Source organism: Paenibacillus sp. FSL R7-0272 (assembly GCF_037969905.1).
GTDB classification, from domain to species: Bacteria; Bacillota; Bacilli; order Paenibacillales; family Paenibacillaceae; genus Paenibacillus; species Paenibacillus polysaccharolyticus.
Map to the genome: position 1 here is coordinate 2655788 of NZ_CP150221.1, position 13981 is coordinate 2669768.

Genomic DNA, 13981 nt, shown 5'->3' on the forward strand with positions numbered 1-13981 from the left:
GCCTGATATGAGAAAAAAGCGTACTACGTTTGCAGCGGTCATCCTTATTGCAAGCTTGTTTATGGCTCAAAATATCAACTATGCGGAATCCGTATCTGAACGTGTGGTAACCACATCTGGCGATTTACAAGAGGCGGATCAGAGTTCGGCTACTGAGTCTTCTAAAACACAGGAAACTTTAACAAAACAAGAGTCTACAACGACGGATCCTGAACGTGAGGGGGAAAAGCAATCCGATGCGACCAGCTCTGAACCGCAGACGGCATCTGCGAATCAACAGAAGAACGAAGCCGTAACTGTTCCTGAGGGGATGGAAGCTGTTGCGGAAAAGGATGGCCTGATCCTGTATCTAAAGCCGGAAACGACAGAGATTGCGGTCAAGGATCAGAAGAATGGTGCGATGTGGTTTTCTAACCCGCAGGATCGTGAACAGGATACCATTGCGACCGGTTATAACAAGTCCCAGCTGAATGTGCAATTTGAATTGACGTATTACGATAATACGGGCAATGCGCTCAAATACGATAATTTTACGCACAGTGTAGAGAGTGGTCAGTTTGAAGTTGAAAAAGTAGAGGACGGCTTCAACGTTGTATACACGCTGGGTGAAGTCAAAAGTGATATTGAAGCTATCCCTAAATATATTAGCGAAGAACGTTTTAACACGTTGATTCTCGGGAAACTGGAAGAAAAAGACCAGAAAGAGATTGAGAAGCGCTTTAAGTATGATGAGCAGAACAAACGATACGAAAGACGGGATTCATCTCTGAAAGGCGTAGGTTTGTCCAAAGTAACCCGAATTTTCGAGTCTGTCGGCTATGATGAGGCACAGATTGCCATAGACAAAGCGGCCTACGGTGAAGAGGAAAGCGGGAGCGCAAGTGTCATTGTGCCTGTCCAGTATCGGCTGGAGCAAGGACATCTGCGTGTTTCCATTCCGGAAAATGGAATCCAGTATCCAGATACGATGAAAATTCAATCCTTGTCCCTGCTGCCGTTTTTTGGAGCAAGCGGTCCAAAAGATAAAGGATACAGTCTGGTGCCAGACGGATCAGGATCTCTGATTTATTTTAATAATAAAAAAACGTCAGTATCCCCATATAGTACGGCTCTGTATGGAAGTGATCATGCTGTAAATCAGCTCTCCCAGATCCAGAAGGAACAGAAGGCGAGAATGCCGGTGTTTGGTATGAGTTACGGAGACAAAGGATACCTTGCTGTCATTGATAAAGGTGATGCGGTTGCGTCTGTTGAAGCGGATGTCAGCGGCAGATTGAACCAGTACAATACGGTGCATTCTAGTTTTTCACTGAGCAGTATGGAAGAGGTTACCCTGACGAACGGCTGGCGTTCCAGCACAGTCAAACGGTTTCAGGCACAGCCTTTTCATAATGAAATGTCCGTTATCTATGAATTTTTGGGCGCAGATGATGCGAGCTATTCCGGTATGGCCTCGACTTATCGGGATTATCTGACGGAGCAAAAGAATCTCACCCGTTTAGGTGATGATACGGAACTCCCTTTTTACGTGGAATTGATCGGCGGTATCCCGAAGAAAAAGTTTTTCCTCGGCATCCCGTATAATGCTTACGAGTCGCTTACCACGTTTGAAGAGGCACAGGATATTTTAAAAGAAATGCAAAGCCTTGGTGTGGAGGATATCCAGCTTCGGTACTCGGGGTGGTTTAACGGAGGTATGCATCATGATATGCCGAAGTCCATCGATGTTGATAAAAAGCTTGGTGGCGCTAAAGGTTTGCAAAGCCTACAGGCCTATACACAAGAGAATGGTTTTGGATTATATCCGGACGTATCCTTCCTGGAGGCGTTCCCAGAAGCGAAGGGATTCAAAAAATCGTATGCTTCTCGCCAAATTACGGGTAAACTTGCGCAGTTGTTCCCGTACTATATCGCCTCCTTTACACAGGATAATGAAGCCTCTCCGGGCTATGTCCTGAGTCCGGAAGCGGTGCCGGGCATTGTGAGCGGATTTATGCAAGATTATAAGAAAACAGGACTGACAGGTCTATCGCTTCGAGATTTAGGCGACCAGCTGAATTCCGACTTCAACCGCGCTAACGTGATCAATCGCGAACAAGCCAAAGAGGTTGTGATGAATCAGCTTGAGCAGGTGCGCAGCTCGGATGCATCGCTTCTCGTAGAGGGCGGCAATAGTTATGCAAGCCCCTATGCCAGACATATCGTAGATGCACCTGTGAGCAACAGCGGGTTTAACATCACCGATGAAGCGGTTCCCTTTTTCCAACTGGTCTATCACGGCTTCGTGCAATACACAGGGCAGGCTTGGAATATGGCGGATGATCAGGATTCTCATGTACAGATGCTCCGAGCGATCGAAACCGGATCGGCACCATATTACACGTGGTTCTACGCAGATCCATCTGCGATCAAACTGACGAGTTTTGACGCGTTATATTCGGCCGATTATCGACGCTGGATCGAGGAATCAGCAGAGCGATACAAGGAACTTAGGAATGTGTTGCAAGATGTACAGAATCAAACGATTGTTAAACATGAGAAGCTGAGTAAGGGTGTTTATCAAACGACTTACGAACAAGGTAAAACGGTCATTGTGAATTACAACGATGCTGCTGTGGAGTGGAATGGCACACGTGTGGCAGCGAAGAGCTACTGGGTAGGAGGTGACATGCCGGAATGAAACTTAAGAAATTATCCCTAGAGCAAAAAAACAGATATTACGGTTTGTATTTCATCCTGCCTTGGTTCATCGGTTTCCTGTTACTTTTCATGGTGCCGCTGATCTCATCGTTCCGATACAGTCTGAGCAATCTGCAGGTGTCCAATGAAGGGTTTACGCTGGAATTTATCGGTTTGGCGAATTTCCGTGAGGCTTTATTCTCTCATGAATCCTATGTGAGGATGCTGACGGAATCAGTGATCAATATCGTCGTGAATACACCGTTAATTATTATTTTCAGCCTGTTTTTTGCGGTGATTCTGAATCAGAAGTTTCATGGAAGGGTTTTGGCGAGAGCCATCTTTTTCCTTCCGGTTATTCTGGCTTCGGGTATTATTGCAAGTATCGAAAACGGGGATTTGATGCAATCCGTTGTACGTAGTGCTAACGATATGACGGGCGGTGGACTGTCCGTGATGAAAAATCTGGATCTGACCATTATGTTGCTTGAATCCGGCATGAGTCCGATTTTGGTCGAATATCTGACAGGTGCGGTTAGCCGGATATACGAAATTGTCAGTCAGTCAGGCGTCCAGATTCTGATTTTCCTGGCCGGTTTGCAGTCGATTTCTCCATCGCTCTATGAAGCAGCCAAAATCGAAGGATCTACAGGCTATGAAGCCTTTTGGAAAATTACGTTCCCGATGCTAAGCCCGTTGATTCTGACGAATCTGGTGTATACCATCGTGGATAGCTTCATCAGTGATCAGACGAGTCGGCTTGTGGTGGATACGGCCTTCAAAAGCTTTAACTTCGGGCTCAGTGCGGCGATGTCCTGGATGTATTTTGCCGTGATTGCACTGATCCTGTGGGTAACGACCGCCTTGGTATCCCGCAAGGTCTTTTATCAAAACTAGTATTCTGAAGGAGGCCTGACATGAAGACAGAAACCGCAGCAGGGCAACCGCCAGCGAAAAAGGAATGGCTGCATCGCCTGGGTTCCACGGCCTACTGGTTTGAAGCGATCAAGAAGTGGGCATGGATTCTGGTTCGGTTTGTCTTGATCTTTGGCATTTCATTTGTGATTCTATATCCGATTTTATTGAAAATATCAATATCCTTTAAAAGCATGTCCGATCTGTATGACCCAACGGTGATCTGGATTCCGCGTACGTTTACGCTCGAAAACTTTAAGCTGGTCTTCACGGCAATGAACTATCCCGGCGTGTTAATGAACACCTTATGGTTATCCTCTGCGGTCATGCTTCTACAGACGATAACCTGTGTGCTAGCCGGCTATGGGTTTGCAAGAATCAAGTTCAGAGGCAGTGGTTTGTTGTTTGCTGCCGTAATTTTTACCATTCTGGTGCCTACACAAACGATCATGATTCCGCTCTATCTGAATTTTAAGAACTTTGATGTGATGGGCTTAATCGAGCTGTTTCGTGGCAGTCCTGCTAATCTGATCAACACATACTGGCCGTTTCTGATCTCCGCAGCACTCGGTATGGGTGTGAAAACAGGTCTGTACGTCTACATTTTCCGCCAGTTCTTCAGAGGTATTCCGCGTGAGATTGAAGAGGCTGCCTACGTGGATGGTGCAGGATATTTCAAAACGTTTGGACGTATTATTTTGCCTAACGCGATACCTTCAATGGTTACGGTCATGTTGTTCTCGTTCGTATGGCAATGGAATGACTCCTTCTTCACCAATATGTATTTGAATGAACCTAAAGTCATGTCGTCGATGATGTCATCCTCGGGCTTTACCATTGCGACATATCTAACGGGCGGAGGCCAAGCTGCGGCATCTTATACACAAGACCCGTTTTTCATGTCCATGATGATGAATACGAGCGTGTTGATGGCGATTCTGCCGCTGATTATCATTTACCTGTTCGTTCAGCGTCATTTTGTGGAGAGTGTGGAACGTTCCGGTCTTGTAGGATAACAGGAATCGGAGCAGGGAATAAAGGGGGGGTATTCCTTTATAACCTGAGAAGACACTGAATTCGAAAAAATATAAGAGGCTGCCTACATAGCTGGCAGTCTCTAACCCATAGCCAATGAACGGTTTGGAGTGCAAAGATCTGCAAAGATAGACCAGGAAGAGGAGGATGAGGGATGCAAAGAGATACCCCAAAAGCAAACGATAGGCTGGATGCACAAGTCACAATTTATGGAAATATATGTCATCAGAGTATAGACAATTTTGGCGCGTCGGATGCGTGGTCGATGGAACCGCTAGGGAAGCATTGGAGCGAGGAAAACAAGGCGCAAATCGCCGATCTGTTATTTTCCAGGGAGCGAGGCATCGGGTTGTCCGCATGGCGTTTTAACATAGGCGCAGGTTCAACAGAAACCGATCAGGATCGAATTCCCGACCCTTGGAGAAGAGCCGAAGCTTTCAAAATATCAGAGGAGCACGAGTATGACTGGAGTAAACAGTCGGGCCAACAGTGGTTCCTTCAAGCTGCGCGTGATCGGGGAGTTGAGACACTTATCGCTTTTGTAAATAGTCCGCCGGTATGGATGACCAAAAATGGGCATGCCCAGCCTGATCTTGAAGTGGGTTCGACGAATCTGAAACCGGAGTATAATGGAAAGTTCGCGTCGTATCTAATTGATGTTTTATCGTATTTCAAGGGAAAAGGACTTGCTTTTGACTATATTAGCCCGATCAACGAGCCGACTTGGGACTGGAATCAGTCTTGGCAGGAGGGAAATCGTTATAATAATGATGATCTGAAGCAAGTGATTCTGGAATTATATCGCCAGTTACAGCAGACCGATTTACAGACACGGATCAGTGCACCGGACGGTGTGGAAATTACGGCGCTCTTGGACGACGAATACTATCGTCAGTTTGCGGGAAGTGGAACGTATTCCAGCGGCGCTAACAAGCTGGGAACAGGGAAGTATCGGGAATACATAAAGGATATGATCGGTGATCCTGAGGTGAAAGAAGCGATAGGCAATAAAATGGCTTCTCATTCATACTGGTCTGACTACAGTAATCCGGGGGATGATCGGTTAGTCAGATTGAGGCAATTGCTGCACACGAACATGAAGCATTATGATGAAGAGAGCAAGTACTGGGTGACGGAATATTGCATTCTGGGGGATTATGGTCCTGGACGTGATCTAGGGATTGAGCCTGCGCTTCATGTGGCAAGAACAATTCATTTTGATCTGGTGGAAGCGAATGCGGCAGCTTGGCAATGGTGGACAGCGGTTTCCAAAGTAGATTACAAAGATGGATTAATCTATACGGATTATAATGAAAATGGCGATGAGCAAAATATTCTGACATCTAAAATGCTGTGGGTGTTCGGTAACTATAGCCGATTTATTCGGCCTGGTGCGAAGCGAATCGACTTGACCGGGCTTGGTGAGGAAGCCGACAGCGGTTTGTTAGGTTCTGCCTATGTCCATGTAGGAGAGCAGACCGTGACTGCTGTTTTTGTGAATCATGGTGAACAGGACAAAAGCGTGCAATTAGACCTCCATGAGCTGGGATTAAATGAACGAATTGCAACAATGCAGTCTTACGTAACCAATGCGGAACTGGATCTGATTTGTCAGGAGAGAGTTACCGCAGCGGAAGAGGAGCAATCTTTTATCGTGAACATTCCAGGAAAATCGGTTGTGACCGTCACTGGCTGTGTTCAGAAAGTGGAAAGTAAAGAGTAAGAGCTTCACTTCATATTGCCCATGACATCATGAAGCTTGAACCATGCAGAGATGTGTGATTAAGCCATAATTTTGTCATGGGCTTTTTCCGGATCATGCGAACTTGTTCAGGCTGGATAAGAATCCGAATTTAAACTCCAAATTGTTTGAGATGATGGTCCAGATGTTTATAGATGCCTTTTCCCCATTGCTCAGGCGTTAGTTTTCCGAAGAAAGGATGAGGATGATGGGAGCAGTGATCTGAGCCGTTTACTTGAAAAGTGGTAATCTGCTGTTTCAGCTTTTCTTTCTCCGTCCTAAACACTCGATCATCATCAATAACGATCGTTGGAATGGTCGACATATTTTGTGGTAAGGGCTTTTCATTGTAAAACATCGGTTTGGCAAACCGTCCAACAAGTCTTCCGAGCAACCCTCTCGGCGGGAACGTATTACCCAAGGGAATATCATGAAAAGCCACACAGTGAGCTAACATTTGAGAAACCTGCATGGTTCCCCACAGAGGTGTGGAATCTTCACGGAGTCGATCAATACGATCTGTAATTTCAGAAGCATGCTTTGTTTCAAAGATACTTTTCATTGAAGCACCCCGATCCATTATAGTAACTGGTGAACTAGAAACAGGATCATTCCATTATTGAGAGGTTTATTCTGATATGTTCAACAATAATAAAATATGGTAAGTTTAGTCAATGAAAACGAGGAAAATAATGTTAGCAAAATGGAGGCGGATACCATGGAAAACAAGGAAACATTTAATCTCGTAGTGAGTGAATATGAGCGTTACAGACCTGTCTATCCGAGCGAAATGTTTGATGATATTTTTACATATGCGAAGCTTGATAAGCAAGATTCCATTCTTGAAGTTGGTTGCGGAACAGGGCAGGCCACTGGTGGTTTGGTGAGTAAGGACTACACCGACATTACGTGTATTGAATTAGGTAGCAATTTGGCACAGTTTACCGCAGATAAATTCAGATCGTATCCATCGATTCAAGTGATCAACACTTCGTTTGAGGAATGGAATGAAGAAGGAAAGCTTTTCAAGTTGATGGTGTCAGGGACAGCCTTTCATTTTATTGATCCAGAGATCGGCTACCGCAGGGCCTGGGAAGTGCTTGAGGATGAGGGATGCATAGGTTTTTTTTGGACCGTTCATGTTTCTGGCTACGACCAGCTGCATCGAGAAATCCGTGCGCATTACATTGCGCTAGCCCCTCATTTGGATGATTCTCAATATCCTTCGCCTGATGAAGTCATTCAGGAGCGCAAAGAAATAACGGAGCGTTCGGGCTTGTTCACAGACATTAAGGTCAAGGAATATAACTGGATACAGTCCTGTTCGAGCGATGAATATGTTGCACTTTTAAATACAAATTCCAAGCATCAGCAGCTTTCTGAGGATGTTCGGAGTACGCTTTTGGAGAGAATCAAACGTTAATTAGATCATGCAGGCGGAACGATAGACAAACATCACAAGGTCGCTCTTTTTTTAGGTAGAAAAAAAGTGTAAAAATACAGGTTCTATCATTTTAATCAAGAGGAGGAAAAGGAATATGACTGACCCGCGTTCAACTTACAATATCCAAACCGCAGTATTAAGTTTCGAAGCTGAATTAGAGAGGTTAAAGATGCAAGCCGGCATGGGATGGTCCAAAGAATTTCGTAATCTGGCGTGGTATGGGCTGGAAAATGGAATGCGTGTATTAGAGGTCGGAAGCGGACCCGGCTACATCACGGAACAATTATTGAACAGTCTACCGGGCAGCGAGATTACCTCGCTTGAGATAGATCGTACGTTACAAGCGCAAGCCAAAGAACGGCTGAAGGACGTTTCTTCGGAGCGACTGCAATTTGTGGAATCTTCCATTTATCAGATGGACCTGCCGGATAATTCATTTGATTTTGTGGTGGCTAGGCTGATCTTTCTTCACCTGAACAATCCGATCGAAGCTGCGCAAGAAATTTATCGTGTGCTCAAGCCTGGTGGCCGGCTGGCCATTATTGATGTTGACGATGGTGTTTTTGGCGCAGTGAATCCAGATATACCGGCGCTATATACCGTATTAATGAAAATCGCGGGCTATGTAGCCCAACATGGTGGGAATCGGTTAATTGGAAGAAGTTTGCCGCGGCTCCTCTCTGAGAGTGGATACATTGATGTTGACATCGATGCGGTTGTTCAACACAGTGACATCATCGGGATGGAGGGTTTCAAGCAACAATTCAATCTCCAGCGTTTTGTACATTTTGTTGAGAAGAGTATCATTAGCCGGGAGGAGTTTGCCCAGTTAGAGCGAGCTTTCGAAGCTATAAATCAATCACCAGAAGCCTATGCCATGATGAATTTTATTACTGCTTGCGGCACGAAGCCATTGTAAGGGCTATGAGGGACGGAGGATGAAGATGAGGAAGAATATCGTTCATGCTTTTCAGGAAACAGTCGCTCGAGGCGACCATCAGGGGATGATCAACTTATTGAAAGAATATGAACAATCCGGCGAACTAGCTGTGAATGAACGAGGCTGGGTATACTGGAATATTTCAGATGGTTATGCCCTTTTAAGAGATCCGGAGCCACTTTATGCCAATCATTTGGCATTTTTCGAATGGGGGAAGCAGATTCTCCCCCCTGAACAGTACCATTGGGTCGTTTCTGATTCTACACAGGCTTTGTCGTTGTCTCTAGGGAATTACTTAAATCATTGGATTGACTGGTATCGATATGCTTGTGATCATGCGCCAAGATTGGATTCCAATCGCGCCGTTCGTTTTGAGAGCCACCGGCCTTAAGCGGTACGTTCTGGGCATTAGAGAGATACAGCGAGATGCCGGAAGTCTTAGAACATATGAAACGGCTTATTGAAGAAGATCAGCAGTGGGACAATCTTCTTTTCGCCCGAATTACATACAACAAACAGCGTCTAGCTTATTTGTATCACTCCAGGAATGAAAAAGAAGTAGATTTACTTATGCATGAAACGATGCATTTAATAGATCACATCGATTGGGCTTCCTTAGAGCCAATGAAAAAAGAAGAAGTTGTCGGCAGTTGGGAAGATGTGAATTCGAGCAGAATATCACAGAGAGATATTCACATTGCGCTAAACAATCTGGCTTGTATTCTAGCGGATATTGAACAGTCTGAAGAAAGTGCGAAATTGTTCAGACAGCTACAAGATAGCGGGTACGTCTTGAATGGATATGCCTTTTCCAAATATATTTATTCGATCTGGAAGTCGGAAGGTTTAGGAGGTGTTCGGGAAGTAATGGTGGCTAACAAATCTTTTGAGTTCCCTGAACTGACTAAACATAGTCCTACTCTTGTCGAGATCGGAGATCAGATTTAAGCATGCAATAGTGAATAGCACTTAATGGAAATAAGAAAGAAGGAATCCTAAAATGATACATGACATCTTGTTAAATCGATTCCCCAATGTAAAAATCTTCGAATTAACTGGCGGTTATACGAATATGACCCTCTTACTTGAGGAAACTGACATGAAGAGGGTTGCCAAAATCTATGATGTGAACAACGCAGATGCAAAGACAGAAATAAATGCACTGAGGCTGTTAACTCATTCTGGGGTGACTCCGCGAGTGTATGATTTTTTTGAACAGGATGAACGGCTATTTGTAATGATGGACTATGTCCCGGGCGTAAATGCACAGACGATTTTGGATCAAGATGGACTTGAACAAGGCAGGAGAATGTATGAGCAACTGGGTAAATATCTTGCCAAAGAGGTGCACTCCGTCAAACGAGACAATAAAGACACAGAGTTGCCTGTTATCATGAAATCCGCTGTTGCTGTGGATGGACTTGAGTTCATCCCCACCGGAATCATGAGCATGGCAAATGAAGTGTTAAGCACTCCTGATCATGGGGAACAAACTCTGATCCACGGGGATTATGGACCTCATAATGTAATGTTTGGTAACGATTCCTTGTTCATTTTGGATTGGGAGTGGGCAGGCTGGGGGAACCCGTTATTTGATGTGGCATGGGTTGTCTGGTTTGTGCATTTACATTATCCTGATATGGCGAAGAAACTGTCAGGAGCCTTCTTAAGTACATATACAGAACATACAAATATCAAAATATCACATGATTTAATCCGATCTTACGCCACATCCAAAGTAATACAGATTATGAACCGCATCAAGAATGCCCACCCGGATGTACAGAAGGAATGGTTGCGAAGATTAGAATGGACGCTTCATACGAACTTTAGTGTAAATGAATAGCGAGATGAATCAAACCGAAATACCTAAGCCTATGTGAAAGGAGTGATGCAGTATGAGTAAACAGTTGAATATATGCATTAGAAAACGAAGAAAACCATTAGGAGGATTTTTAAATGACTATTCAGGTGAGACCGGTTTCGATGGATGATTGGTTTGCTTGTACTCAATTACAGGTAAGTGAAGAACAGAAAAAGGCGTTCCCTGCACCCGTGGTATATTGGTTAGCTGAGTCCAGGTTTGTCACTGACTTTCAACCCATGGCCATCTACAAGGACTTAGATCTGGTAGGTTTTGCAGTATACTCCGATCAAGAGCATGACGAGGGTGATTATTGGCTGCCTGCTGTGATGATTGATAGTAAATATCAGGGTAGAGGATATGGAAAAGAAGCGCTTCGTGCTTTGATTCAAAGGATGCAAAAGACACTAAACTGCAAACGCATTCTAATTGGACATAGGCCTGATAATCACGTTGCCGGCGCCTTATACGAATCTCTTGGTTTTCAGCGGATCAGTGAGCAACTTATCGATGGTGAGGTTGTTCGAGCTCTGAAATTTGGCATATAAAGGGTTTGAATAACGTCTTTATGATGGATTGAGCTGATGAGCCTCAACTTGTTTGGAGAGGAGGGACAGACGAAGATGAACATATTCAAAAGGCTGACCTTTTGGTTAGTCCTTTTCTCATTACTGGTATGTTTCAATAACCTAACGGGCAATGACGATAAAAACATTTTGATATATTTAACGAATCCATTCAATCCACTATTAAACCGCTGGCTAACAGGCATCAATATGAACCCGGAGACAACGTACTTGTTTAAACCTCTCATTTGTGGATTACATCTACTCTTTTGGACAGCATTGGGTCTGATTATTGATAAATTAATAAAGAAGGATAACATCAGGAAACAAACCGGGAGGTAATATTCAATAATGGTTGATCAACCACGTCGTAGACTAAGAGCTATGGCGTGTTTTTTATTTCCAGCATTTAGATGGTTGAGATCCTTTGGAATCATTTGCAACAATTGTGATCAACAATACAGCAATATAGTTCATATTAGTTCGAAATATCTGTGATACAATTCATTGTAAAGCGCTATCATTACAAATGATTAAACTATATTGCTATTTGTATTCAGAGAAGGGAGATCTTTATTGATGTTAACTATACACACCCCGACGAATATGGCATTGCAGGAAAATGAAGTTTATGTGCGCTCAGAAGCTGACAATTTTCAGGATGAATGGCCCATTCATACACATAACGGGTATGAGATTCATTATTTCATCCAAGGGGATGCAACCTTCTTAATCGGTGATCGAATCTATAAGCCGAAGCCCGGGGATATGTTTATTTTCAGAGGTGGAGTTCCTCATCGAATTAATCCTTCGAGAGAGATTGTGTACAAGCGAAGTTTTGTTAATTTTACGGAAATATTGCTATTAGATATGCTCGAACTTAGTCAATTAGAAAATCTGATGTCTATTTTCCGTCACCCCGACGGTTTATTGGTACATTGGTCCCCGGAGGAGCGTGAATACATCTCAAGTACATTTAAAGGGATTAAAGAGGAGATGGATGCCCGAAGTGCGGGATGCAAAACGATGGTTAAATTGATTCTTACTCAGTTGCTACTGCGGATTTATCGAAAAATGACTACGGAGCAATCTGTCGATCCGATTCTGATTTCCTCACAGAAGCAGTCCAGTGTGAGCCGGGTTCTTCATTATTTGAACCAAAATTATGCGGAGAACGTTTCGCTGGATGAACTGTCCAAAACGCTACATTTGAATAAATATTATATTTGTCATTCTTTTAAAGAAACAACGGGATATACGATCAGCAATTATGTCATACGAAAAAGGGTGGCAGAGGCCAAAAAGCTGTTGCTATCTACCGATGCACCGATTTTGTCTATATCCGAGACATTAGGCTTCAATACGCCTGTGTATTTCAGCAGAGCATTCAAACAATACGTCGGTGTTTCTCCACAGTTGTTCCGTAAAAACGAATTGCTTCATGTATCCCAAAATCATTAATTCTTCTTAAGGAGAGGTTAAAATGACAAGAAAAACATGGTTTAAGATGAGCATCAGCGCGTTACTGACAGCGGTGCTCATCCTGCTGAGTGCTTGTGGAGATGCAGGTAACAACGCTAATGGGAAACAAAAATCTCTTGATTTCTTATGGTTCTCTGATGGGAAAGAAGGAGAAGTCATCAAGGAGGTCATTAAGGAATACGAGCAAAGTAATACTAACGTAAAAATCAATCTGATTGAAGTCGGCTTCAAGGATATTCAAACCAAGTTGAAAACGATGTTATCCGGAGGTAAACCACCAGCCTTGAGCCGGGTGACGGATACGGGGTCTTTTGCCAATCAGGCTGTTGATCTTACCCCTTATGTACAGAATGCGGAACAATTCCAAGATCAATTTATCGACTCGCTTAAACCTTACTATGTTATGGATAACAAACTGGTAGCCGCACCGATGGATGTTACAGCAAATGGATTGATTTATAACAAAACCTTGTTTGATAAAGCCGGTGTCAAGGTGCCAACTTCTCCAGATGAAGTATGGACTTGGGATGAATATATCGCTGCATTAAAGCAGGTGATGGACAAAGGCGGAGCACGGTATGGCATGGTTTGGGATGTCACTCCCCACCGGTGGTCTACGCTGTTGTACCAGAATGGCGGAAGCATCTTGACAGAGGATGGCAGTGCTGCGGCGATTAACAGTGAAGCTGGAATTCGCTCCATGGAGATGTTCAAACAGCTTCATCAAGAGGGTATCATGCCTGAATCGGTATGGCTGGGTGGAGAAAATCCGAACAACTTGTTCCGTTCCGGAACGGTAGCGGCGCACTGGGCTGGCAACTGGATGATTAGCAATTATAAGGATATTACCGACTTCGAATGGGGTGTCACCTACATGCCAAAAGGAACGCAGCGTTCTTCCGTACCCGGAGGGAAGTTCCTTATGGCCTTTAAGGGCAGCGGACAGGAAGAGGAAGCTGCAAAGTTTATTGAATATTTGACGTCCAAGGAAGTGAATTCCAAATATAATCAGGAGTCCTTGTTCATGAGTCCAAGGAAGGACAGTTCCACACTGAATTATGAATTTGGCAAGGAGATGTTTGAAGTTTTCTCGGATGAACTGAAAAACAGTTCGCCGCTTGCAGCGAATGATTGGTCCAGACAAACGCTTATATCCAAGATTTCTACGGATTTGAAAAATCATATTATGGACGTGTTATCCGATAAAGCAACCCCGCAGGATGCATTGGATCAGATGGCTAAGCAGATCAATGAAGCCATTGCCAGTCAATAAGGTCTAAACCAAACACAAAGTTAAACGTAAAGCCAAATGTTC

At 44.0% G+C, this 13981-nt stretch carries 13 protein-coding genes; 12 read left to right on the top strand and 1 reads right to left on the bottom strand.

What is annotated here, in order from left to right; translation table 11 throughout:
- The first annotated feature begins 7 nt into the window (after positions 1-7).
- The 4 genes from MKY23_RS11900 to MKY23_RS11915 all read left to right on the top strand — a co-directional run bounded on the left by MKY23_RS11900 (position 8) and on the right by MKY23_RS11915 (position 6352).
- Positions 8-2680, top strand: a complete 2673-nt coding sequence (locus MKY23_RS11900; protein ID WP_339838218.1) for a DUF5696 domain-containing protein — start codon at positions 8-10, stop codon at positions 2678-2680.
- A complete protein-coding gene (locus MKY23_RS11905; protein WP_090920925.1) occupies positions 2677-3576 on the top strand; it encodes a sugar ABC transporter permease in 900 nt (299 codons plus the stop codon). Before MKY23_RS11900 ends, MKY23_RS11905 begins: the two co-directional genes overlap by 4 nt.
- Positions 3577-3596: 20 nt before the next feature.
- Positions 3597-4610 carry a carbohydrate ABC transporter permease gene (locus MKY23_RS11910; RefSeq protein WP_090920923.1) on the top strand — a complete coding sequence of 338 codons (1014 nt, stop codon included), beginning with the start codon at positions 3597-3599 and terminating at the stop codon, positions 4608-4610.
- Between the two features lie 173 nt (positions 4611-4783).
- On the top strand, positions 4784-6352 hold the full coding sequence (locus MKY23_RS11915) for a glycoside hydrolase (protein ID WP_339838223.1): 1569 nt from the start codon (positions 4784-4786) through the stop codon (positions 6350-6352).
- Positions 6353-6482: 130 nt separating this feature from the next.
- On the opposite strand, the gene MKY23_RS11920 is transcribed toward MKY23_RS11915, so the two are convergent.
- Positions 6483-6932, bottom strand: coding sequence for a DUF1569 domain-containing protein (locus MKY23_RS11920; protein ID WP_154886278.1), 450 nt, complete (start codon positions 6930-6932; stop codon positions 6483-6485).
- Positions 6933-7088: 156 nt separating this feature from the next.
- On the opposite strand from MKY23_RS11920, the gene MKY23_RS11925 reads away from it, so the two are divergent.
- The 8 genes from MKY23_RS11925 to MKY23_RS11960 all read left to right on the top strand — a co-directional run bounded on the left by MKY23_RS11925 (position 7089) and on the right by MKY23_RS11960 (position 13939).
- A complete protein-coding gene (locus MKY23_RS11925) occupies positions 7089-7793 on the top strand; it encodes a class I SAM-dependent methyltransferase (RefSeq protein ID WP_339838228.1) in 705 nt (234 codons plus the stop codon).
- Positions 7794-7908: 115 nt separating this feature from the next.
- A complete protein-coding gene (locus tag MKY23_RS11930) occupies positions 7909-8733 on the top strand; it encodes a methyltransferase domain-containing protein (RefSeq protein WP_154983814.1) in 825 nt (274 codons plus the stop codon).
- A gap of 25 nt (positions 8734-8758) precedes the next feature.
- Complete coding sequence (locus tag MKY23_RS11935) at positions 8759-9145, top strand: hypothetical protein (protein WP_154983813.1); 387 nt, start codon at positions 8759-8761, stop codon at positions 9143-9145.
- Positions 9146-9180: 35 nt separating this feature from the next.
- Positions 9181-9702, top strand: a complete 522-nt coding sequence (locus MKY23_RS11940; RefSeq protein ID WP_154983812.1) for a hypothetical protein — start codon at positions 9181-9183, stop codon at positions 9700-9702.
- 52 nt (positions 9703-9754) lie between these two features.
- Complete coding sequence (locus MKY23_RS11945; RefSeq protein ID WP_339838236.1) at positions 9755-10600, top strand: phosphotransferase; 846 nt, start codon at positions 9755-9757, stop codon at positions 10598-10600.
- A 113-nt stretch (positions 10601-10713) separates the two neighbouring features.
- Positions 10714-11166, top strand: a complete 453-nt coding sequence (locus MKY23_RS11950) for a GNAT family N-acetyltransferase (RefSeq protein ID WP_339838239.1) — start codon at positions 10714-10716, stop codon at positions 11164-11166.
- Positions 11167-11763: 597 nt separating this feature from the next.
- Positions 11764-12645 carry an AraC family transcriptional regulator gene (locus tag MKY23_RS11955; protein WP_154983809.1) on the top strand — a complete coding sequence of 294 codons (882 nt, stop codon included), beginning with the start codon at positions 11764-11766 and terminating at the stop codon, positions 12643-12645.
- A gap of 22 nt (positions 12646-12667) precedes the next feature.
- Complete coding sequence (locus MKY23_RS11960; RefSeq protein WP_339838244.1) at positions 12668-13939, top strand: sugar ABC transporter substrate-binding protein; 1272 nt, start codon at positions 12668-12670, stop codon at positions 13937-13939.
- Positions 13940-13981: the final 42 nt, after the last annotated feature.